An 18,421-nucleotide genomic window follows, 5' to 3' on the forward strand; every position below is an offset into this window, starting at 1 on the left:
CTCGAGGCTCGCCGCGGGCTGCGGCGGCACGCGCACGGAGGCGAGCAGCGGGTGCGAGAAGCTTTGCGGCATCATCTGGCCCGGCACGACGATCACGCGCGCGCCCATCTTGGTCCAATTCCACATCTTCACCGCAAACGCCATCGGCATGCGGATGCAGCCGTGCGAGGCCGGATAGCCGGGCAGCACGCCGGCATGCAAGGCGATGCCGGACCATGTGATCCGCTGCATGTACGGCATCGGCGCGCCGCTGTAGATGTTGGAACGGTGGAATCTTTGCTTCTGGATGACGCTGAACACACCCATCGGCGTCGAATGGCCCTTCATGCCGCTCGACACCGGGGATTCCGCGAACACCCCCTTGGAGTCGTAGATCGACACTTTCTGCCGGTCGATCGAGACGACGATGACGAGCGGTCCTTGCGGCTTCGCGCCCGCTTCCTTCTCGACGACGATATCCTTCTTGCTGGCGGCGCCGCGCTTCTGCGGCTTATGCCGTGACACTTCCGGATACCGCTGCTGGCGGGCGAAATAGGAGCCGTCGGAATAATCCGTCCAATAATAAAACGCGGCGTCCGCCTGGCTCGTCGTGCCGAGCGCACCTGCCGCCGTCAAAATGGCGACCTGCCAGAACCGCGCCGGCGCGGCGAACGAACTGGACCCCTTCACGCTATTCATCGTCGAATCCACAATGCAAATCAGTCGTTAGTCTCGCAGAGGGTATATGCGTTCACCACCATGGCGGTTCTGCGGTCTGTTACTTTTGTCCAGGCCGTAGCAAAAAAGCCTCACAGAGCGGTAAACGGGGCCCCGCCGGGCCGCGGGTCGCCTTCCTGATCGGCATCCGCATGCCTACATTGCCGGGGCTTGTTACCGGAGAACTTCATGTCATCCCGTTTCCCCAGTCTTTCCGGCATCCGCTTGAAAGACTTCGCTTTATTCCTCCTGCTGCTTGCCCTGCCGACGACCTCCGCCCTAGCTGCCGACGAACCGGATCTGATCTTCCGCCGCTCCACCGTCTTCAAATGGGTCAGCCCGAACGACAAGCTGGCGACCTACGGGATCGACGATCCCGAGGTGGACGGCGTGGCCTGCCATTTCACGATACCGGAGAAGGGGGGATTCAAGGGATGGCTGGGGCTGGCCGAGGAGGTGTCGGACATCTCGCTCGCCTGCCGCCAAGTCGGCCCAATCAAATTCAAAAACAAGCTCGAACAGGGCGACGACATGTTTCGCAGGCGCCGCTCGCTGTTCTTCAAGAAGATGCAGATCGTGCGCGGCTGCGACGCCAAGCGCAACGTGCTGGTCTACATGGTCTATTCCGACAAGCTGATCGAGGGCTCACCGAAGAACTCGACCTCGACCGTGCCGATCATGCCGTGGGGTGCCGCGGATACGAATATCGAGAAGTGCGGCGACTTCTTCACCCAGTGATGGCGCCTCAGTCCTGACGCGGCGTGCGCGGCTTGACGAGGTGGGAGCCGGTCAGCCGCACGAACATCTGCGGCGCGGCCTCGTAGCCGCGGTTGGATTGCTGCGCCATGGCGCCGGACGAGGCGGCGCGGCTGCGATTGAATCGTTCATTGGCGCGGTCCGTCCATTGGTCCGCGTCGCGCGTCGTTGCGCGATCTGTCGCCATCATGATGGCCATCCCTCACGTGAACGCCCGGTTGGCTGATCCGGGCTTTTCGGTTTCGAAAGCTTGTGAGTCGCCGCCGACACGCCCCCGGTTCGGCGGGACCAGCCTTCGTTTGCGCTTCTCTTCAGCAGAAAAACGTAAAATGCATGTGAAGCGCGGGCGTCGGGCACATGACCGCGCCACCCGAGCAGCGGGTTCCGGAACCCGCCTAACCGCTGCTTGGCGGGTTTAAGCCGCGGCAAGAGCCGTCTGAAATGATTGGCATTTTCGGAGAATTGTTTCGTCGCGTCGCGTCCGACGAAACAATTCTCACCAACATGAAACCATTTTGCGCTTTTGGCGCATCACGGACGAAACGACGCATGGTTATCAGCTTCGCAACCACAACGGCGCACCGGCCGGCCGAACAGACCCTGGAGACAGTCAATGCGCACGCTCAGCTTCATCCTCGCTTTCGGCCTCGTCCTCGCGGGCTCCTCCGTCGCAGGTTCGGCCGATGGCAGTCTACCGGGCGTCGGCACCTTCGAGTACAGCGGCTCGCAAATTACCCCGGCGCCGCAGCCGATCGTGTTGGCGGCGCGCTTCTGATCGTTAAGACAAGAACTCAGCCGGCAAGACCATCATGCTTTTTCGTCTCTGCGCCGCGGCGTTCATATCTCTCGTAACGATCAACTCTGCCCAGGCGCAGGTGCGCTCTCCCAACAGATTGCCGGATCCTCGCAGCGAGTTCGTGCGCCAATGCGCGCCGCGCATGCTCGGGCGCTGGGAGCATCCCGAGGAAGTCTGCGGCTGCCTGCATGATCATGCCGCTGCCGTCGTCGAGGACCGCGACCTGCGCGAGGCGCTCTTGCGTGGCATCAGCGAGACCGGCGTTCCGACAATCGAGACCGATTGGGTGCCGGCATCCAAGCAGAGCGAGATCGGCCCGACCTTCACCAAGATCGCGAAGCCGACCCTGCAGTGTATGTTCGACCCGGCGAAGTAACTTAGGATTTTATTTGCGAATGATCTCCGCGCAAAGGCGTACAGCGTTTGTCGCGAGGGAAAACCGCTGCACACTTTGCGCTAACGCGGCCCTTCGGATCCGGATCATGTTCTGGCCCGTCATTTCGATTTCGGACCGAACCGCGGCACGCAGGCACTCGTCCGGGAGACGCCCTTGTCCGTCATCTTCGCGCCGCGCACTTCCTTGACCTGTCCGGCGGGGCACGTTCCATCATCCACCAGCACGCGCTGACCGAGCTTGAGATCGACGATGTCCTGTTCACGTCCGACGGTGCCTGCGCGCGCCGTCGTGGCGAGCCCGATCAAAATCAGGAGTGAGAGGCAAGTCGCGTGGCGCAGCAGCATGATGAGAGGTCCCGGCATCGATGCTGCAATCTAGGGAGCGGCGCGCGATTCTGATAGTGAACCTTCGTCACGCCCGGCGGGCCGATTTGCTCTTCGCGCGCAAGGCGGCGCGCGATTCCCGCGCGAGCCGCTCGGCGGATGCCACGAGCTGCGGAACCGCGTGCCCCGAAAATCCCAGCACGAAACCGGGCAGGCGACGCGCGCGCCAATAGGTGTCGGCCAGCAGCCAGCCCTCCGCGCCGGCCGCCTGCTTCGCCTCGGCGGCAACCGAAAGATCGACCGATGGATCAAACCGGGCGACAAGATGCAGACCCTGTGACGGCACGGGCACGGACAACGTGCCGTCGGATGCGGCTTCAAGCGTCGCAGCCAGTGCATCGCGCGCCTCGCGATAAAGTTTTCGCACCCGCTTCAGGTTGGCGGCGAAGGCGCCGGAATTGAGCATGTCCGCCACCGCGCCTTCCATCAGCGTGCCGGGAAAGCGGTCGAGCGCGGCGCGTGCCGCGGTCACGTCAGCGATGAGGCGCTCGGGCAGGGCGCAATAGCCGATGCGCAAGCCCGGAAACAGGGTCTTGGCGAAGGTGCCCATGTAGATCACGCGCTGGAGATGATCGATGCCGGCAAGCGACATCAGCGGCGCGCCGTCATAGCGGAACTCGCTGTCATAATCGTCCTCGAGCACGAAGGCTCCGGCCGCCTTCGCCCAGTCCAGCAGTTCAAGCCGCCGCGGCATCGACATCTGCACGCCCAGCGGAAACTGATGCGACGGCGTTGCATAGGCGGCGCGCGCCGACGGCGCCGCGGCACGTCCCCGCGCGATACGCAGACCGTGCTCGTCAACCGGGACCGACACCGCACGATAGCCGCAATGAGCAATCGTCTTGCGGGCGGCGGGATAGCCGGGATCCTCGCACCAGACCTGATCGCCCGCCTTGAGGATCGCGCTGAGCACGATGCGCAGCGCGTGCAGCGTGCCCGACGTCAGCATGATCTGGTCGGGATCACAGCGCAGGCCCCGCGCCGACAGCAGGTGATCGGCGATCGCGGCGCGCAGCTCGCGGCTGCCGCGCGGATCGCCATAATGGAGATGCTCAGTGCCGAAGGCGCGCATGCGCCGGCCGACAAAGGCACGGAAGCGCTGCACCGCGCGCTCGTCGATATGGGTGCATCCGAGCGAGAACGCGCCCTGGCGCGGCGCCTCGACCACGGCCTTCGGCTTTTTCGGCTCGGCCGCGCGCGCCGGGATCCGCGTCGCGACGAAAGTGCCGGAGCCGACGGTCGCTTGCGCAAATCCGTCGGCGATCAGGCGCTCATAGGCGGTGACGACGGCATTGCGTCGAAAACCCGTCTGCTTTGCCAGGGTGCGCGACGGCGGCAGCGGCTCGCCGGGCTTCACCAGCCCGTCGACGATCATCTCGCACAACGCCTGGTACAGCCGGTGCGCCGCGGAGGCGCCTGCCGTGATGTGCGGGCCGGTGAGGTCGAGCGGCAGCTCCGACTTGGCCGGCGAGGGGGTCGAATTGGTCGGAATTTTTTGCATGGAATTGGAACTATCGCAGACCAAATCGGCCGCTACAACTGTTCTGGAATTTCTCTAAGCCCGACAGGAGCGGCCGTGAGCCAAGCTGAGAGCCAAAATTCCTATCCGACGTCAGCGCGCAACCAGGTGAAACGCCGTCACGACCGCGGCTTCTACGATCACGAAACGGTTCATCGCATCCTGGATTCCTCGATGCTCTGTCACGTCTCCTATGTCATCGACGGTCAGCCCTATTGCACGCCAACCTTTTTCTGGCGCGAGGGGACGAAGTTGTACTGGCATGGCTCGAGCGCGAGCCGCATGCTGCGTAACCAGACCAAGGGCGAGCGCGTCTGCTTGTCTGTGGCCCATCTCGACAGCCTGGTGCTCGCGCGCTGCGGCTTCAATCACTCCGCCGACTACCGCGCGGTGATGGCGTTCGGTACCGCCTATCTCGTCACCGATCCCGAGGAGAAAGCGCGCGCGTTGGTCGCGATGGTCGATCGTTTCTTCCCGGATCGCACGGCGGGGCTGCGCCAGAGCAACGCGCAGGAGATCAAGGCGACCTCCTTCATCGCGATGGAGATCGAGGAGGCCTCGGCAAAGATCCGCGCCAAGGGTGTTGCCGATGATGACGAGGACTACGCGTTGCCGATCTATGCCGAGCGCATTCCGGTGCGCACCGTGCTGGGTGCACCGGAGCCGTGCCCGCGCCTGCTCGACGGCGTGACGCGGCCGGCGACACTGAATGGCTATGCGGAAGGCCGACTGCTCGAAGATGCATTGCGGGATGCTTATTTTGTGGAGTACCCGAACGGCTGAAATCGGCTAGCTTGCGCGCTCCCTGGATGACCTGAATGCCTGGAGTTGCCTGATGATTGCCGAAACGCAGCAGAGGATTGTTGACGCCGTCGACGCCGGCTTCGAAGCCCAGCTTGCGACCACCCGCGATTTCGTCGCGATCCCCTCGACCCGTGGTGCTGAGGGGCCGTGCCAGGACATGATCGGCGACCTCCTGCGCGCACGCGGCTACGAGGTCGACGACTGGCCCATCAATGTCGACGACCTGAAGGATCTGCGCGGCTTCGGGCCGATCGAGCACGATTTCTCCAAGGCGCGTACGGTGGTCGGCACATACCGTCCGGCGACCAATGGTGGCAAATCGCTGATCCTCCAGGGCCACTGCGACGTGGTGCCTGCGGGACCGCTGGAACTGTGGGATACCCCGCCGTTCTCGCCGGTCATCAAGGACGGCAAGATGTTCGGCCGCGGCGCCTGCGACATGAAGTCCGGCACCATCGGCGCGCTCTATGCGCTGGACGCGATCAAGGCTGCGGGCTTCAAGCCGACAGCGCGGATCCATTTCCAGTCGGTGATCGAAGAGGAGAGCACCGGTGTTGGCGCGCTCTCGACGCTCCAGCGCGGCTACCGCGCCGATGCCTGCTTCATTCCGGAGCCGACCGGCGGCAAGATGGTGCGCTCGCAGGTCGGCGTGATCTGGTTTCGCCTGCGCGTGAAGGGCCATCCGACGCATGTCGCGTTCGCCGGCTCCGGCGCCAATGCGATCATGGCGGCGTATCATTTGATCCAGGCGCTGCAGAAGCTCGAGATCGAGTGGAACGAGCGCGCGAAGAGCGATCGCCATTTCAAGACGCTCAACCATCCCATCAACTTCAATCCCGGCATCATCAAGGGTGGCGACTGGGCCTCCAGCGTGCCGGCCTGGTGCGACGTCGACTGTCGCATCGCGGTGCTGCCGGGCTGGTCGATCGCCGATCACCAGAAGGAGATTGCGGCTTGCGTCGCCGCCGCCGCGCGCAGCCACCGCTTCCTCGCCAACAATCCGCCGGAGATCGAGTGGTCCGGCTTCCTGTCGGAGGGCTATGAACTGACCGCCTCCGCCGCGCCGGAAGCCGCCTTCGCCAAGGCGTTCGACAAGGCCTATGGCGGCGCGGCGGAGGACCTCGTCTTTACGGCGCTCACGGATACCCGATTCTACGGCCTCAACTACGGCATCCCGAGCCTCTGCTTCGGCGCGAGCGGCGGCGAAATGCACGGCTTCAATGAATATGTCGACCTGGCGTCGCTGAAGAAGGCGACCAAGGCCATGGCGCTGTTCATCGCGGAGTGGTGTGGGGTGGAGAAGGCGTAGACGCCGTTCGTTTGCGAACCTCGTAGGCTGGGCAAAGGCGCTCTCGCGCCGTTCCCCCCATTTTCCCGATCGCGCTCTGGCTGGTGGGCACGCTTCCGCCTTCGCCCTTCGGGCTACGGTGGACAAGTCGCTCTGCCCACCCTACGACTTTTGGGATCAGGTCGTGCCGCTGCCCGAAACACGGGCGTCACCAGATGCTTTAAGCTTAAAATAAAGACTAGGATGCCGGCCGCGCCGGTGGCAGACTGCCCCTGACCGCAGGCCGAGTCCGTCAGGGAGTGACGATGCGCGATTGGGATGATGCCTATGCCAACTCGGCCCATGTGCCGGGCTCGGACAAGCTGCCGGCGCTGTGGGCGGAGCGGGCGGCAAGTTATCGCGCAGGGCTGAAGGACTTTCGTGCCGATATTGCCTATGGCCCCGGTGAGCGCCAGCGCTTCGACCTGATCTTGCCCGACGGCGACAGCAAGGGCCTCGTCGTGTTCGTCCATGGCGGCTACTGGATGCGCTTCGACAAGTCGGCCTGGACCGATCTTGCCGAAGGCGCGCGGCACCATGGCTGGACCGTCGCGCTGCCGAGCTACACGCTGACGCCAGTCGCACGCATTTCCGACATCACTGCCGAAATCACCGCAGCCATTGCCAAGGCGGCCGCGCTCGTCGCAGGGCCGATTCGGCTTGCTGGTCACTCCGCCGGCGGTCATCTCGTCACGCGGATGCTGTGCGACGACAGCAGGCTCGAGCCCGCGGTCTACAATCGCATCGCCGCCACGCTGTCGATCAGCGGGCTGCACGACCTGCGGCCGCTGCTGAAGACGAAGATGAACGAGACGCTGCGCATGACCATGGAGGAGGCGGCGCTCGAGAGCGCCGCGCTGCATCTGCCGCGCTCCCACGCGCCGGTAGTCACCGCCTGGGTCGGCGGTGCCGAGCGCCCCGAGTTCATCCGCCAGGCTGAGCTGATGGCGAATGTCTGGACCGGCTTCGACGTGCCGACGCGCCTTACGATCGAGCCCGGGTTCAACCATTTCACTGTTATCGACGGACTCAAGGATCCGTCATCGCCGATCACCGCGCGCCTGGTCGGCCTCGAATGAAATTACGAGAGGGATGATCGAAAGGGCCCTGTCATGACGTCCAGCGATTACGATCCCACCAGCGAAGGCGCCGAGACCGATTTCGCCCGGCGGATGTCCTATGGCGATTATCTCGCGCTGGATGCGATCCTCACCGCGCAGCATCCGCTGTCGGAGGCGCATGACGAGATGCTGTTCATCATCCAGCATCAGACCACGGAGCTGTGGATGCGGCTCGCGATCCACGAACTCAGCGCCGCGCGCCGCGCGATTGCGCGCGACGAGGTAGCACCCGCAATGAAGATGCTGGCGCGGGTATCACGGATCTTCGAGCAGTTGAACGGCGCCTGGGACGTGCTGCGGACCATGACGCCGAGCGAGTACACGCGCTTTCGCTCCAAGCTCGGCCAGTCCTCGGGTTTCCAGTCGCGCCAGTACCGGCTGATTGAATATCTGCTCGGCAACCGCAATCACGCCATGCTGAAGCCGCACGCGCATGACCCCGAGGTGACGAAGCTCCTGGAAGCCGAGCTTGCGACGCCGAGCCTCTATGATGAGGTGCTGCGGCTCGCCGACCGCCACGGGCTCAAGATGCCGGCTGCGGTATTGTCGCGCGACGTTCGCGAGACCCACAGCCTTCACGAAGGCGTGCTTCAGGCCTGGCGCCGTGTCTACGAGGCGCCCGAGACGCACTGGACGCTCTACGAGCTTGCGGAGAAGCTGGTCGATTTCGAAGACTATTTCCGGCGCTGGCGCTTCAACCATGTGACGACGGTCGAGCGCGTCATCGGCTTCAAGCGCGGCACCGGCGGCACCGGCGGCGTCAGTTATCTCAAGCGGATGCTGGAGGTCGAGCTGTTCCCCGAGCTCTGGCGCGTCCGCACGATTCTGTAGAGATGCCTATGACCAAGCTGCGCGTCTATGACGACACCAGGGCCTTGTTCCAACTGCCTGACGGCGTGATCTATCTCGACGGCAATTCGCTGGGCGCGTTGCCGCTCGGCGTTGCCGAGCGCGTCAACCGCGTCATAATGGCCGAGTGGGGCAACGAGCTGATCCGCGCCTGGAATACTGCGGGCTGGTATGTCCAGCCGCGCCATGTCGGCGATCGCATCGCGCGGCTGATCGGCGCCGAAGCCGGCTCAGTAATGGTCGGAGATACGCTGTCGCTCAAAGTCTACCAGGCGCTTGCCGCCGCGCTCGACATGAACGTATCGCGCAAAATCGTCCTGTCCGACACCGGGAATTTTCCGACGGACCTCTACATGGCAGAGGGCCTCATCGCGACGCTCGGGCGCGGCCATCAATTGCGCCTGGTGGCGCCAGAGGAGATCGAGGCTTCGTTGTCGGAGGAGGTCGCGGTCCTCTACATCACCGAGGTCGACTACCGCACCGGCCGCCGCCACGACATGGCGAAGCTGACCGCGAAAGCGCATGCGCTCGGCGTCGTCACCGTCTGGGACCTCGCGCATTCGGCCGGCGCGCTGCCGGTCGATCTCGCAGGCTGTCGTGCCGATTTTGCTGCCGGTTGCACCTACAAATATCTCAACGCCGGCCCCGGCGCACCAGCCTTCCTCTACGTCGCGCCGCACCACTCCGACCGGGCGCGCGCGGCGCTGTCCGGCTGGATGGGCCATGCAAAGCCTTTTGCCTTCGATCTCGGCTATGCGCCGGCCGGCGGGATCGAGCGCATGCGCGTCGGCACCCCGCCGGTGCTGGCGATGGCGGCCCTCGAAGCTTCGCTCGATATCTGGGACCGCGTCGACATCGCGGAGGTGCGTGCGCGCTCGCTCGTGCTCGGTGATTTGCTGATTGCCGAGATCGAACGCCGCTGCCCGCAGCTCAAGCTCGTCACTCCGCGCGCGCACGAGCGCCGCGGCTCGCAAGTCTCCTTCGCCTTCGAAGGCGGCTATGCTGTCATGCAGGCTCTGATCGCCCGCGGCGTCATCGGCGACTTCCGTGCGCCGGACATCATGCGTTTCGGCATCACACCGCTTTATGTCGGCGAAGCCGAGGTGCTGAAGGCGGCCGACCTGATCGAGGAGGTGATCGCGGGTGAGGTGTGGCGACAGTCGGAATATCAGGTCGTGAACGCGGTGACGTGAACCGGGAAGCGTGCCTCAGGCGTCATTGCGAGCGCAGCGAAGCAATCCAGATTGCCGCCGCGGAAAGATTCTGGATTGCTTCGCTGCGCTCGCAATGACGATGTTGAAGCCGCGTCCCTAACTCTATCGCCGTCACCCTGAGGTGCGAGCCGCGGTGCGGAGCACCGCGGAGCGAGCCTCGAAGGGCGACGGCCCGGCTGCAGCCTCGGCCATTCATCCTTCGAGGCTCGCTACGCGAGCGCCTCAGGGCCTCAGGATGACGAGTCTGACAGGGGAGCCAACGACGTTGCAGGCGTTCACTCACGCTCGCCCCACAACGCCTTCACGATTGCATCGAGCCCATCCGTTAGCGCGGCAGGGCCCGGTTGCAGAATGATCGTCGACTTGATCTCGATAATGCGCTCGTCGCGCACGGCCGGAATCTCGCTCCAGCCGTCGCGTTGACGGATGCGGGCGGGAACGACCTTCTTGCCGCACCAGGAGGCGAGGATGACGTCGGGGGCGGCCGCGCGCACCGCATCCGCGGAGACGATGCGATCCTTTGCGGCTTGTCGATGCCGGAGCTCCGGAAAGATATCTTCGCCGCCGGAGATCTCGATCAGCTCGGAGACCCAGCCGATGCCGGAGATCAGCGGATCATCCCATTCCTCGAAATAGACTTTTGGCCGCGCTGGGGGGCGGGGCGTTGCGGCGATCGCGGCGAGGCGCCGTTCGAAGCCTTGTGCGAGTTCCTCCGCACGCTCCCCCGCGCCGACGAGTGCGCCGAGCGTGCGGATCGTCGCCAAGATGCCGGCGACATCGCGCTGGTTGAAGACGTGGACGGCAATGCCCGCACGCACGAGGTCGGCGACGATGTTGGCCTGTAGATCTGAGAAGGCCAGCACGAGGTCTGGTTCCAGCGCCAGGATTTTTGGAATGTCCGCCGAAATGAACGCCGACACGCGCGGCTTCTCGCGACGCACTTGCGGCGGGCGCACCGCATAACCGGAGACGCCGACGATGCGATCCTGCTCGCCCAGCAGATAGAGCGTTTCGACCGTTTCCTCGGTCAGGCAGACGATGCGGCGGGGCGGGAAGTGGCGCATGGAGAAGCATATGTGCAAATGCCGATGTCAGCAGGGCTATTACCTCGGACGTCATTGCTTTGCTGATCGAGACCATTCACGTTGAGACAACAACGAATTGGGAGGAAATCCGATGACGCCGCTTGAGAAACTTAAAGCGATGAAGATGCCGTTCGCCGAGCTCAAGGGCGTTGAATTCGTCGAGGCCGAGAAGAATCGCGTGGTGGCGCGGATGACGGTCAGGCCCGATCTCTGCACGCTCCACCATACCATTCACGGAGGCGCCCTGATGGCACTGGCCGATTCGGTCGGGGCGGCCGCGACCGTGATCAATCTGCCGGAGGACGCCAAGGGTACCACCACGCTGGAGAGCAAGACCAACTTCATTGGCGGCGCCAAGGAGGGAACCACGGTGATCGCCACCGCCACCCCGGTCCACCGCGGCCGGCGGACCCAGGTCTGGACCACCCGGCTGGAGACGGAGGACGGCAAGCTCGTCGCCGTGGTGACCCAGACCCAACTGGTCCTCGTATGACCACGGAGCCTTGATTTTGTTAACGAACTAGTCGTTTGCCATGCCGCTAACTTGGGCAGGTTCCAGCCTTGAAAAACATGCTGCGATGCACAATATGGGGGACCTAGGGATTCGAACGCCTCCTCGAGGGACACCAAGAGGAGTTTTGACGTGGCACTTGAAGAGACCGTCCGCACCGCTCCGGGCTATGTGCGGACCCTGATCCAGCAGGAAGAACTGCCGCTTCTGCGCGATCACCTGCTAAGGCTCGATCCCGAAAGCCGGCATGACCGATTCAACGGCTTTCTCGACGACAGCTTCATCGAGCGTTACGCCGCCCGCTGCGCCGAGGACGGCACGGTGATTGTTGCCTATATCGTCGACGGCGTGGTCCGTGGTGCGGCTGAGCTGCATCCGCCGGAGGATGATTCGTTGCCGGAAGTCGCGTTCAGCGTGGAAGCCTCGGCGCGCCGCCAGGGCGTCGGCACCGTGCTGTTCCGCCGCCTGATCGCGGAGGCGCGCTGGAAGGGCTACAAGCGCCTGCGCATCACGACGGGGGCCGAGAATCACGCGATGCGAGGGCTTGCAAAGAAGTTCGGCGCGCATCTGCAATTCCGCCACGGCGAATCGACCGGCACGATCGATCTTGCCAAGACGCCCGAGGCCGAGCTGGCCGATCTTGCGGCCGCGCCGTTCACGGCCGGCCACGCCATTCTCAGCTTCAACTCGACCTGCTGGAAGCTCATTTCCAGCATGTACGGCAATCGTGCGGCGTAGAAATCACGCCGCGTAGAATCAAAAAGCGGACCGGCAAAGCCGGTCCGCTTTCGTATTTGGATTAGCAAAAAAACTGCTCAGGTGCCGGTGCGCTTGTCGTTGCCGAAGCGTCGGACGACGCGGCGTTCGACCACGACCGAGCGCTGCGCGCCCTGTTCGCCGGCGATCACGCGGGTCGCCGAAATGCGGGTGTTGGCGCGGGCCTGCTTCTTGACCTCGGCCTGGACAACATCGAGAGGCATCCCCATCAGCGCAGCAGCGATCTCGGCCTGCTGGTCCTGATCGTCGGTGATGCCGACGGCGGCGAAAATCGCCTCGTCCAGGGTCGGCGGATCATGGCGGACGCGCCGCGTGCCATATTTGGTATTCCAGTCTGCGCTCATGGGGGCCTCGTTTCGATCCGGGATACCTAGTGCCGCCTATGTTGCATTGCAATATGAATCTGGTGTGGCATCTCAGCTATTCACGCCTTGCATCGATCGGACCGTCAGGACGGTGACGCGACACCGGTATCGACCTCAACCCGTTGCTGCGGCCAGCGTTTCAGGGCCGCATGGCCGGCCTCCGTCAGGCCGTAGATTCCGCGCTCGGCGCGTTCGAACCAGCCATAGACATTGTGCAGGAGAATCTTGCCGGCATCGGGACAGCGTTCGCGCAGCTCGCGCACGCGCCGCGGTCCGTCGGCGAGCACCGAGGCGCAGGCCAGCGCCTGCTGCCGATAGGCCGTCATGATCGGCGCGCGCGTGCTGCCGCCGAGCACGGGATCGCCCTGGCGGCGCTGGTGCTCGGCAACGAGGCGCGAGCGCGTCTTCGGCTCCCGGCGCGGGGCCGCCGTCGGCGGCTTCACCAGCACCTCGACCTGGCCGCGGTCGGTTACGCCAAGCATGCCGAAGCCGAGCCGGCGGCAGAGATTGCGATAGCGCGCATCGCTCTCGCGGCCCTTGCCGCGCACCGACATTTTTGCGGCGATCCAGATCTCGTCGCCCGCCGGCGCGCGGTCGACCGCCTGGAGGATCAGCTCGAGGTTGAAGGCGAGCTTGAGCTCGCCGATCACCACGACCGGCGGATCGCCGGCACTCAAGCCCACGAGATCGCAGCCACCGATCTCGCCCTTGACGGTGAAGCCGAGCTGTTCGAGGAAGCGTTTGACGGGCAGATAAAGCGCGGTTTCCAAAGAAAGTTTCCGAGTCTTGCGTTCCGATCGGAGAATCAGTTGCGGGCAGTCTAGCCCGGATCGGACTTGGCGCTCCGCGCCATTTGATCGGGAACCGATGGTGCGGCTATCCTGCGCGCGGGACAGTCGGGCGCTCGAAAAAGATGACAATCAGGAATGGGCTCTATCACATCCGGATCGAGATGCTGGATGGCGTCCAGGGCGGCAATCAGGGCGTCATGGTCCTGCGCGACGGCACCATGCGCGGCGGCGATTCATTCTTCTTTGCCTACGGCACCTACACCTCGGCAGATGGCAAGTGGAAGGGTGAGCTGACTAACGAGGAGCACTCGCCCTCGTTCGATGAGCGCCCGGTGTGGGGGCGCAAGGTCGTGACCATCGGCTTCAGCGGCACCTACACCGATGCGACCGCCTATGGCGAAGGCATCGCACTCGCCGGCAAGCAGAGCATCCGTTTCAAGGGCAATCTGCGGCTCTTGGTGCCGGATTAAACGCGCCCGCTCACCGGGATCAGAGCACCCGTGATGCCGCTCGCGGCGTCGCTGGTGAGGAACAGGATCACCTCAGTGAGCTCCTGCGGCGTCACCCATTTGGAGAAATCCGCCTTCGGCATGTCCGCGCGGTTGGCCTTGGTGTCGATGATCGAGGGCAGCACCGCGTTCACGGTCACCTTGCCTTTCCATTCGTTGGCCAGCGCCTCGGTGAGGCGATGCACACCCGCCTTCGACGCTGCGTAAGGCCCCATGCCGCCGCCGGCCTGGAGCGCACCCATCGCGCCGACGTTGACGATGCGGCCGGCCTTCGATGCGGCGAGTTGAGGCAGCGCCGCGCGCGAGGTGTTGAGCGCAGTCAGCACATTGAGCGCATACATGCGCTGCCATGTCGTGACGTCGCCGTCGCCAACCGTCTCGAAGGCGAAGCCGCCGGCGATGTTGATCAGCGCGTCCAGATGGCCGAAATGCTTTGCTGCCACCTCGACCGCTGTCTTCGCCTGCGCCGCATCGGAGAGATCGACGCCGCCGATCTCGATGCGGTCAGGCGTTGCCGGCACCTGCGAGGGCGCGCGATCGATGCCGGCGACGCGCGCGCCGCGCGACTGCGCCGTCTCGGCCACCACCTTGCCGAGCGCCCCGAGCGCTCCGGTCACGACAATGACTTTTCCCTGCACGATATGCTCCGTCGTTCCAATTCGCGCCGACTATTGCGCAAGACGAATTGGACTTGCAATGGCGGCCGCTTCAAGGCTGAATCATCGCAACCTTGGATCGCAAGGAAGGTTCTTGGCATGTCTGACAATTTGCCGAACATCGAGTTTCCCGCAGGGATCGTCGACCTGAAATACCCGCTCAGGCAACTCCGGCTGGCGTTGGACGGAAAGGGCCCGGTGCGGATCGTGACGATGGGATCGTCCTCGACGGCAGGGCGAGGCGATGTCGTTCCCTATCCCTACCGGCTCGAAATGTATCTGCGACAGCACTACAAGGATGCCGACCCGCATCCGGAGATCCGGATTGACGTTCTCAACCGCGGCAAGGGCGGAGAGGAGGCAAGCGACGAGCTTCGGCGCTTCGAGGCGGACATTTTCCGGGACAGCCCGGCGCTGGTTATCTGGCAAGTCGGGACGAACGCGGTGTTTCACAATGACCTCTACGACGTCGAGGTGGTTGCCGCAAAGATCGGGGAAGGTCTGGCGCAGTTGCGCGATCGCGGTTTCGAGGTTCTTCTGATCGATCCACAATATGTGACGAAGATGCTTTGGGATGACCGTGCCGAGCTCTCGGACAAGATGGTGCGGCTGATCCGCGCCGCAGCCGATAGTGCCGGGGTCAACCTGTTTCAACGCTGGGCGTTGATGCGGCATTGGCATGTGCAGAACGGCGTGTCGTTCGAGCAATTGGTGGATCTGACCGATCCAGACAAGCTGCACCAGAGCGACTGGAGCACCTTTCAGGTGTCGCTGGCCCTCAGGTCAGCGATCATCAAGGCCGCCGCGGCAACAAGCTAGACGATGGCTGTTCCGATCACGATTGCAGATAGCGCGCCTTTAGCGCGGACCGCTCTGCCCTGCCGAGCCTGAGTCCGTCGCGCAAGTAGGTTTCGAGGTCGCCGTATTCGGCGCGGACGGCCTCGAAGCCGGCATCGAGATAGGAGGCCTCGACGCTGCCGATCGCGTCGAGCACATCCGCGGGCAGTTCGGAGGTGCTCGACATATCGCGCCGGTAGAGCTGGTTGGTCAGCAGGTAGTCTTCTGCGATGACGTCGTCCGCCACGCCGAGCGCATGCAGGATCAGCGCGCTGGCAAAGCCGGTGCGGTCCTTGCCGGCGGTGCAGTGGATGACGAGGGGAGCGCGGTCTTCAAGCAGATGGCCGAACAGCGTACGGAAGCTGTGCGTGTTGTGGCGGACATAGTTGCGATAGGACTCGCGCATGATCTCCAGCGCAACCGGCGCGGTCAGCGTGCCCCCGGCGAGCTCGGCGCGCAGCGCGGCCACCACGGTCGGCTCGATCGGCAGCGAGTGTACCGTGATCTCGTTCACGACACAGGCGCCGGCTGCGCGCTCCTCGAGCCCACGGAAATCGAACGCGCTCCTCACGCCGAGCGCGCGGACGATCTCGATATCGGCGGCGGTGAGCTGGCCGAGATGGTTGGAGCGGAAGAGATGCCGCCAGCGCGTGGTGCGTCCGTCGGCGGTAGGATAGCCGCCGAGGTCGCGAAAATTGCTGGCGCCTTGCAGGTTGAGATGGCGGGCAGGAGAGTCTGACATGGGATCAGCTTCGGCTATGTTGCCCGCGGGCACGCGTAGCGGGCGTCCTTCGGGTTTTTCTTGAGGTCTATTACAGGGGGCGATCGTGGACCGGCACAAGGCCATTATTTTAGCTTTCGCAGTACTGGCAGGCGGAACCTTCCAGGCGCGGCCCGTGAGCGCCCAGACGTTCCAGACCTATCATTGTGCCGATGGTACGCAGTTCATCGTTGGGTTTTATGACTACGACAAGCGCGCCTTCCTCCAGATCGACGGCGAGCCCATCACCCTCGCCAAGCGGTTGACGGTCTCGGGCGCACGCTATTCAGGCGCAGGCATCACGCTGAAGATCGGCAAGACGGGCGCGACCACGGTCAAGCATCTCAAGCGGCCTGTCACCGCTTGTCAGGTGATCTGAGTCCCAGGAGTCAATCAGGAATCAAAAAGGGTCGAAACGCCGTTGTTTCGACCCTTTTTCAAACTTGCCGCCCGGGCTTCTCGAGAGCAGGGCGGTACCGAACCAAACGCGGGCATCAGCGATCCCATTTCGGCTTGGCTTCGTCGATCGCCTCCTGGTGATACCAGCTTCCGCTGCAAATCGTCTCGTTCACGGGAGCAGAGACTTGATCGGGAAGGCGGGTCTCGCCATAGCGGCGTCCCCCGAGAGCGGCACGTCCTCCGACGGGGAATTGGTAGATCTTTGCAGATTCCTGACTCAGACCATTGTTTATCATTGCGATTTCTCCTTGGTCGAAGCGCTTGGCCTCCATGCTGCGCCCGACTCCTTCGATTGTGGTTACTGGAATCTCGATATTGGCCGAGCATCCGGAAATGCAAAGTGCTCAAAATGAGATCATTGACTGCCCATTTCTTGGGCTGCCGGTGTTTTGCTTCCTCCGAGGCACCGGACGACTGGCCAACGCTTGGGCCATTGCGAAGGTTGCGGGAGGTGGGGCGACGGCTTTGCAAAAATTGCGGGACAGTGCTGCGCGTTTCATCGGCAACGGCAGCGCGGCACCGGGCTGCATTAGAATCGAGCGTTTTCCGCGGGATTTTTGCACTGCAGCTTCACGGAAAGGTGCGCTCCTATGACGCACGATCCTGTCGATCGTCGGGCGGCTCGCCCGGCGCGGACCGGCACCGGTGGATAGCGGACCGGCACCGGTGGATAAAGGTCAGTAGTGCGGCCGTTTGGCACGTTAAATGCTTGTAAAGGGCCGGCCGATGATGGCCGGGTACAACGTGCGGGAACTCTCGGTTCCCACCTTTCGCATCATCTACAGAGAGGCTCAATGACCAAGTACAAGCTCGAGTACATCTGGCTCGACGGATATACGCCGACTCCGAATTTGCGCGGCAAGACTCAGATCAAGGAATTCGCGTCGTTCCCGACGCTCGAGCAGCTTCCGCTCTGGGGCTTCGATGGCTCCTCCACGCAGCAGGCCGAAGGCCACAGCTCGGATTGCGTGCTGAAGCCGGTCGCGGTCTTCCCGGACGGCGCCCGCACCAACGGCGTGCTGGTGATGTGCGAAGTCATGATGCCCGATGGCAAGACCCCGCATCCGTCGAACAAGCGCGCCACCATCCTCGATGACGCCGGCGCCTGGTTCGGCTTCGAGCAGGAGTACTTCTTCTACAAGGACGGCCGTCCGCTCGGCTTCCCGACCGCCGGCTATCCGGCGCCGCAGGGCCCGTACTACACCGGCGTCGGCTACTCGAACGTCGGCGACGTCGCCCGCAAGATCGTCGAAGAGCATCTCGACCTCTGCCTCGCGGCCGGCATCAACCATGAAGGCATCAACGCGGAAGTCGCGAAGGGCCAGTGGGAATTCCAGATCTTCGGCAAGGGCTCCAAGACCGCTGCCGACCAGATGTGGATGGCCCGCTACCTGATGCTGCGCCTCACCGAGAAGTACGGCATCGACATCGAATTCCACTGCAAGCCGCTCGGCGACACCGACTGGAACGGCTCCGGCATGCACGCCAACTTCTCGACCGCCTACATGCGCGAAGTCGGCGGCAAGGAGTACTTCGAGGCGCTGATGGCGGCCTTCGAGAAGAACCTGATGGACCACATCGCCGTCTACGGCCCGGACAACGACAAGCGTCTGACCGGCAAGCACGAGACCGCGCCCTGGAACAAGTTCAGCTATGGCGTGGCCGACCGCGGTGCCTCGATCCGCGTTCCGCACTCCTTCGTCAACAACGGCTACAAGGGCTATCTGGAAGACCGCCGTCCGAACTCGCAGGGCGACCCATACCAGATCGCTTCGCAGATCCTGAAGACGATCTCGTCCGTGCCGACCG

The 18,421-nt window shown here is 63.8% G+C and carries 24 protein-coding genes; 14 read left to right on the plus strand and 10 right to left on the minus strand.

Annotated features, from left to right (window positions below; genetic code table 11):
• Positions 1 to 678, minus strand: a 678-nt coding sequence (locus tag AYJ54_RS52285) for a L,D-transpeptidase family protein (RefSeq protein WP_245329005.1), incomplete at its 3' end; no start/stop codon positions are given.
• A gap of 207 nt (positions 679 to 885) precedes the next feature.
• Here AYJ54_RS52285 and AYJ54_RS13460 point away from each other — a divergent pair.
• The gene (locus tag AYJ54_RS13460) at positions 886 to 1,434 is read left to right on the plus strand and encodes a CreA family protein (protein WP_063699387.1); all 549 of its coding nucleotides are present in this window, start codon (positions 886 to 888) and stop codon (positions 1,432 to 1,434) included.
• Positions 1,435 to 1,441: 7 nt separating this feature from the next.
• On the opposite strand, the gene AYJ54_RS13465 is transcribed toward AYJ54_RS13460, so the two are convergent.
• Complete coding sequence (locus AYJ54_RS13465; protein WP_347337215.1) at positions 1,442 to 1,651, minus strand: hypothetical protein; 210 nt, start codon at positions 1,649 to 1,651, stop codon at positions 1,442 to 1,444.
• A 414-nt stretch (positions 1,652 to 2,065) separates the two neighbouring features.
• On the opposite strand from AYJ54_RS13465, the gene AYJ54_RS51265 reads away from it, so the two are divergent.
• Positions 2,066 to 2,227: a hypothetical protein gene (locus AYJ54_RS51265; protein WP_201724182.1), complete on the plus strand. Its 162-nt coding sequence runs from the start codon at positions 2,066 to 2,068 to the stop codon at positions 2,225 to 2,227.
• 34 nt (positions 2,228 to 2,261) lie between these two features.
• On the plus strand, positions 2,262 to 2,624 hold the full coding sequence (locus AYJ54_RS13470) for a hypothetical protein (protein WP_063699388.1): 363 nt from the start codon (positions 2,262 to 2,264) through the stop codon (positions 2,622 to 2,624).
• 119 nt (positions 2,625 to 2,743) lie between these two features.
• Here the strand turns inward: AYJ54_RS13470 and AYJ54_RS13475 are convergent, their stop codons facing one another.
• Both AYJ54_RS13475 and pdxR read right to left on the minus strand, forming a co-directional pair.
• On the minus strand, positions 2,744 to 2,989 hold the full coding sequence (locus tag AYJ54_RS13475) for a DUF6719 family protein (protein WP_063699389.1): 246 nt from the start codon (positions 2,987 to 2,989) through the stop codon (positions 2,744 to 2,746).
• 67 nt (positions 2,990 to 3,056) lie between these two features.
• Positions 3,057 to 4,529: a MocR-like pyridoxine biosynthesis transcription factor PdxR gene (gene pdxR, locus AYJ54_RS13480; protein WP_063699390.1), complete on the minus strand. Its 1,473-nt coding sequence runs from the start codon at positions 4,527 to 4,529 to the stop codon at positions 3,057 to 3,059.
• Between the two features lie 75 nt (positions 4,530 to 4,604).
• Here pdxR and AYJ54_RS13485 point away from each other — a divergent pair, with 75 nt between their 5' ends.
• The 5 genes from AYJ54_RS13485 (at position 4,605) to kynU (ending at position 9,841) form a co-directional block, all read left to right on the plus strand.
• A complete protein-coding gene (locus AYJ54_RS13485) occupies positions 4,605 to 5,330 on the plus strand; it encodes a pyridoxamine 5'-phosphate oxidase family protein (RefSeq protein WP_063699391.1) in 726 nt (241 codons plus the stop codon).
• A gap of 52 nt (positions 5,331 to 5,382) precedes the next feature.
• On the plus strand, positions 5,383 to 6,660 hold the full coding sequence (locus tag AYJ54_RS13490) for an ArgE/DapE family deacylase (protein ID WP_063699392.1): 1,278 nt from the start codon (positions 5,383 to 5,385) through the stop codon (positions 6,658 to 6,660).
• A gap of 284 nt (positions 6,661 to 6,944) precedes the next feature.
• The gene (locus tag AYJ54_RS13495) at positions 6,945 to 7,757 is read left to right on the plus strand and encodes an alpha/beta hydrolase (protein ID WP_063699407.1); all 813 of its coding nucleotides are present in this window, start codon (positions 6,945 to 6,947) and stop codon (positions 7,755 to 7,757) included.
• A gap of 33 nt (positions 7,758 to 7,790) precedes the next feature.
• Positions 7,791 to 8,630 carry a tryptophan 2,3-dioxygenase gene (gene kynA, locus AYJ54_RS13500; RefSeq protein WP_063699393.1) on the plus strand — a complete coding sequence of 280 codons (840 nt, stop codon included), beginning with the start codon at positions 7,791 to 7,793 and terminating at the stop codon, positions 8,628 to 8,630.
• Positions 8,631 to 8,638: 8 nt separating this feature from the next.
• Positions 8,639 to 9,841, plus strand: a complete 1,203-nt coding sequence (gene kynU / locus AYJ54_RS13505; protein ID WP_063699394.1) for a kynureninase — start codon at positions 8,639 to 8,641, stop codon at positions 9,839 to 9,841.
• Between the two features lie 296 nt (positions 9,842 to 10,137).
• Here the strand turns inward: kynU and AYJ54_RS13510 are convergent, their stop codons facing one another.
• Complete coding sequence (locus AYJ54_RS13510; protein ID WP_063699395.1) at positions 10,138 to 10,926, minus strand: cobalamin-binding protein; 789 nt, start codon at positions 10,924 to 10,926, stop codon at positions 10,138 to 10,140.
• A 112-nt stretch (positions 10,927 to 11,038) separates the two neighbouring features.
• Between AYJ54_RS13510 and AYJ54_RS13515 the strand changes: the two genes are divergently transcribed.
• Together AYJ54_RS13515 and AYJ54_RS13520 are read left to right on the plus strand one after the other, a co-directional pair.
• A complete protein-coding gene (locus tag AYJ54_RS13515) occupies positions 11,039 to 11,440 on the plus strand; it encodes a PaaI family thioesterase (RefSeq protein ID WP_063699396.1) in 402 nt (133 codons plus the stop codon).
• Positions 11,441 to 11,590: 150 nt separating this feature from the next.
• Positions 11,591 to 12,196: a GNAT family N-acetyltransferase gene (locus tag AYJ54_RS13520; protein WP_063699397.1), complete on the plus strand. Its 606-nt coding sequence runs from the start codon at positions 11,591 to 11,593 to the stop codon at positions 12,194 to 12,196.
• A gap of 77 nt (positions 12,197 to 12,273) precedes the next feature.
• Here AYJ54_RS13520 and AYJ54_RS13525 read toward each other — a convergent pair whose 3' ends face one another.
• Both AYJ54_RS13525 and AYJ54_RS13530 read right to left on the minus strand, forming a co-directional pair.
• On the minus strand, positions 12,274 to 12,579 hold the full coding sequence (locus AYJ54_RS13525; protein WP_063699398.1) for a hypothetical protein: 306 nt from the start codon (positions 12,577 to 12,579) through the stop codon (positions 12,274 to 12,276).
• Between the two features lie 104 nt (positions 12,580 to 12,683).
• Positions 12,684 to 13,370: a DUF2161 domain-containing phosphodiesterase gene (locus AYJ54_RS13530; protein ID WP_063699399.1), complete on the minus strand. Its 687-nt coding sequence runs from the start codon at positions 13,368 to 13,370 to the stop codon at positions 12,684 to 12,686.
• Positions 13,371 to 13,513: 143 nt separating this feature from the next.
• On the opposite strand from AYJ54_RS13530, the gene AYJ54_RS13535 reads away from it, so the two are divergent.
• Positions 13,514 to 13,861, plus strand: coding sequence for a GrlR family regulatory protein (locus AYJ54_RS13535; protein WP_063699400.1), 348 nt, complete (start codon positions 13,514 to 13,516; stop codon positions 13,859 to 13,861).
• On the opposite strand, the gene AYJ54_RS13540 is transcribed toward AYJ54_RS13535, so the two are convergent.
• On the minus strand, positions 13,858 to 14,538 hold the full coding sequence (locus tag AYJ54_RS13540; protein ID WP_063699401.1) for an SDR family oxidoreductase: 681 nt from the start codon (positions 14,536 to 14,538) through the stop codon (positions 13,858 to 13,860). The two genes, AYJ54_RS13535 and AYJ54_RS13540, sit on opposite strands and share 4 nt — an antisense overlap.
• Before the next feature lie 117 nt (positions 14,539 to 14,655).
• On the opposite strand from AYJ54_RS13540, the gene AYJ54_RS13545 reads away from it, so the two are divergent.
• Positions 14,656 to 15,375, plus strand: coding sequence for an SGNH/GDSL hydrolase family protein (locus tag AYJ54_RS13545; RefSeq protein WP_063699408.1), 720 nt, complete (start codon positions 14,656 to 14,658; stop codon positions 15,373 to 15,375).
• Between the two features lie 16 nt (positions 15,376 to 15,391).
• On the opposite strand, the gene AYJ54_RS13550 is transcribed toward AYJ54_RS13545, so the two are convergent.
• Complete coding sequence (locus AYJ54_RS13550) at positions 15,392 to 16,135, minus strand: tyrosine-protein phosphatase (protein ID WP_063699402.1); 744 nt, start codon at positions 16,133 to 16,135, stop codon at positions 15,392 to 15,394.
• A gap of 85 nt (positions 16,136 to 16,220) precedes the next feature.
• Between AYJ54_RS13550 and AYJ54_RS13555 the strand changes: the two genes are divergently transcribed.
• Positions 16,221 to 16,532: an MliC family protein gene (locus tag AYJ54_RS13555; protein WP_063699403.1), complete on the plus strand. Its 312-nt coding sequence runs from the start codon at positions 16,221 to 16,223 to the stop codon at positions 16,530 to 16,532.
• Between the two features lie 115 nt (positions 16,533 to 16,647).
• Here AYJ54_RS13555 and AYJ54_RS13560 read toward each other — a convergent pair whose 3' ends face one another.
• A complete protein-coding gene (locus AYJ54_RS13560; RefSeq protein ID WP_063699409.1) occupies positions 16,648 to 16,848 on the minus strand; it encodes a DUF2735 domain-containing protein in 201 nt (66 codons plus the stop codon).
• A gap of 558 nt (positions 16,849 to 17,406) precedes the next feature.
• Here AYJ54_RS13560 and AYJ54_RS13565 point away from each other — a divergent pair.
• The coding region (locus AYJ54_RS13565) for a glutamine synthetase beta-grasp domain-containing protein (protein WP_063699404.1) at positions 17,407 to 18,421 on the plus strand (1,015 nt) is incomplete at its 3' end.

This window comes from Bradyrhizobium centrolobii (assembly GCF_001641635.1).
Lineage (GTDB): Bacteria > Pseudomonadota > Alphaproteobacteria > Rhizobiales > Xanthobacteraceae > Bradyrhizobium > Bradyrhizobium centrolobii.

What these genes read in the sequence shown, in the direction of transcription:
- AYJ54_RS13545 (WP_063699408.1), top strand. Translation starts at nt 14,656, where the DNA reads ATGTCTGACAATTTGCCGAACATCGAGTTTCCCGCAGGGATCGTCGAC.
- AYJ54_RS13490 (WP_063699392.1), top strand. Translation starts at nt 5,383, where the DNA reads ATGATTGCCGAAACGCAGCAGAGGATTGTTGACGCCGTCGACGCCGGC.
- AYJ54_RS13535 (WP_063699400.1), top strand. Translation starts at nt 13,514, where the DNA reads ATGACAATCAGGAATGGGCTCTATCACATCCGGATCGAGATGCTGGAT.
- AYJ54_RS13460 (WP_063699387.1), top strand. Translation starts at nt 886, where the DNA reads ATGTCATCCCGTTTCCCCAGTCTTTCCGGCATCCGCTTGAAAGACTTC.
- AYJ54_RS13465 (WP_347337215.1), bottom strand. Translation starts at nt 1,651, where the DNA reads ATGGCCATCATGATGGCGACAGATCGCGCAACGACGCGCGACGCGGAC.
- kynA (WP_063699393.1), top strand. Translation starts at nt 7,791, where the DNA reads ATGACGTCCAGCGATTACGATCCCACCAGCGAAGGCGCCGAGACCGAT.
- AYJ54_RS13560 (WP_063699409.1), bottom strand. Translation starts at nt 16,848, where the DNA reads ATGATAAACAATGGTCTGAGTCAGGAATCTGCAAAGATCTACCAATTC.
- AYJ54_RS13550 (WP_063699402.1), bottom strand. Translation starts at nt 16,135, where the DNA reads ATGTCAGACTCTCCTGCCCGCCATCTCAACCTGCAAGGCGCCAGCAAT.
- AYJ54_RS13495 (WP_063699407.1), top strand. Translation starts at nt 6,945, where the DNA reads ATGCGCGATTGGGATGATGCCTATGCCAACTCGGCCCATGTGCCGGGC.
- AYJ54_RS13475 (WP_063699389.1), bottom strand. Translation starts at nt 2,989, where the DNA reads ATGCTGCTGCGCCACGCGACTTGCCTCTCACTCCTGATTTTGATCGGG.
- AYJ54_RS13470 (WP_063699388.1), top strand. Translation starts at nt 2,262, where the DNA reads ATGCTTTTTCGTCTCTGCGCCGCGGCGTTCATATCTCTCGTAACGATC.
- AYJ54_RS13510 (WP_063699395.1), bottom strand. Translation starts at nt 10,926, where the DNA reads ATGCGCCACTTCCCGCCCCGCCGCATCGTCTGCCTGACCGAGGAAACG.
- AYJ54_RS13525 (WP_063699398.1), bottom strand. Translation starts at nt 12,579, where the DNA reads ATGAGCGCAGACTGGAATACCAAATATGGCACGCGGCGCGTCCGCCAT.
- AYJ54_RS13515 (WP_063699396.1), top strand. Translation starts at nt 11,039, where the DNA reads ATGACGCCGCTTGAGAAACTTAAAGCGATGAAGATGCCGTTCGCCGAG.
- pdxR (WP_063699390.1), bottom strand. Translation starts at nt 4,529, where the DNA reads ATGCAAAAAATTCCGACCAATTCGACCCCCTCGCCGGCCAAGTCGGAG.
- AYJ54_RS51265 (WP_201724182.1), top strand. Translation starts at nt 2,066, where the DNA reads ATGCGCACGCTCAGCTTCATCCTCGCTTTCGGCCTCGTCCTCGCGGGC.
- kynU (WP_063699394.1), top strand. Translation starts at nt 8,639, where the DNA reads ATGACCAAGCTGCGCGTCTATGACGACACCAGGGCCTTGTTCCAACTG.